The organism is Cryobacterium sp. TMT3-29-2 (assembly GCF_004564305.1).
Classification (GTDB): domain Bacteria; phylum Actinomycetota; class Actinomycetes; order Actinomycetales; family Microbacteriaceae; genus Cryobacterium; species Cryobacterium sinapicolor.
The window spans coordinates 1-1,299 of record NZ_SOGK01000078.1 but is presented as its reverse complement, the minus strand read 5'-3'; the positions used below and the strand labels follow the sequence as shown (position 1 = coordinate 1,299).

The 1,299-nt window shown below is 66.0% G+C and carries 2 protein-coding genes; both read right to left on the bottom strand.

From position 1 onward, the window contains the following. Positions 1–675 (bottom strand): cache domain-containing protein (locus E3O67_RS09520; RefSeq protein ID WP_135102550.1); only part of this gene is annotated, 675 nt, incomplete at its 3' end. Between the two features lie 82 nt (positions 676–757). Further along, a partial coding sequence (locus E3O67_RS09515) for an FCD domain-containing protein (protein WP_135102549.1) occupies positions 758–1,299 on the bottom strand: 542 nt, incomplete at its 5' end.

The window sequence follows — 1,299 nt, the reverse complement described above, 5'->3', positions numbered from 1 at the left end:
GCGCGAACAGGGCATCCGCTCGGCGTTTCGATACCCGTCACTGCGTAGCGATTCCCCGGTTGCTAGGCGGCGGTTCGACGACACCACGACTCGGCCGGCGCTATTGGTGATGGTGATGGCGGTACCGAGCGCTGCGAGTTGGGGTGTGAGATCGCGCTCGACGGTGTCGATGAGTAGGTCGAGTCCAGTGACGCCGACGAATTCGTCGTCGATTCTCACCGGTGCGGCCACAGTGATCGTGTACTCGTCGCTGCACAGGTAGTCGACATAGGGCCCCGCGACGTGGGCTTGGCCGGTGAGCATGGGAACTCGGTACCACTCGAGTTCGCTGTAGTCGATGTTGCCCTTGTTGATCGCCTGGTTGGCTAAGGTCAGTCGGGCACGCTGTGGTCCCTGCCACCAGGCGAGGTGGCTGGGGGCGTCGGCGAGTGAATCGTGGGCGGCAATGAAGCCCGCGCCGTAGACGGAGATGCCGGGAGTGTCGAGGGTTTGGCGGGCGTAGGGCGCCACTAACTCGTCGAGTCGCGATGTGGTGATCGGCCCGGTGCGCCGCGCCGCGGCGATGTCGACCGCAATGTCGAGCTGCCAGGCCTCCAGTGCATCGAGGGCGTCGGCGAAATAGTCATCGACGGCTGCGACCGCTCGAGATGCGACCGTGGTGACTTCTGCCGTCATGGCAACCTCCTCGTTGCGAGTCATGCCAGGGTGCGGATCCTGAGCGACTGGGATATACAGTACCGGGGGAGAGCCCGCGCAGTCACGACCTGGCCAGTTCCGCCTGGCGGTCGATCAGTCGGTCCATGGCATCCGCGATCGATTCCCGCACTTGGCGGGTCGCAGTAGCGGAGTCCGCGGCGGAGACGGCGTCGAGGACAGCGAGGAGTTGGCTGCGGCTGCGTTCGCGATCGGCTTCGGATGCGTCGACGAGTGCGAGGAACGGCGAGAACTCCGCCTGCAGGCGCATTTGCTCGCGAGTGAGCCTGGCCGACTGGCTGAGAGCTGAGATCTCGAGGTGCGCGTCGTCGGCCAATCGCCGCCATGTGAGCGGGTCGTTGCCGGTGTAGCGATCGAGCCGGCTGCGGATGCGCAGGACCTCGCTCGGATCGGCCCGTTGGGCGGCTAGGCCAACGCAGGCGCCCGTGACAGCGAGGTAGTGGGCGGCGAGGTCGCGGAGGGCGACCCGTGAGATATCGCGAAGGGCTCGCAGGGCGAATTCGGCGACGTTGGCAGTTTCGACGACAAAACTGCCGCCATTGCGCCCGCGTCGGGTGACGACGAGGTGACGTTCGCGCAGGGATT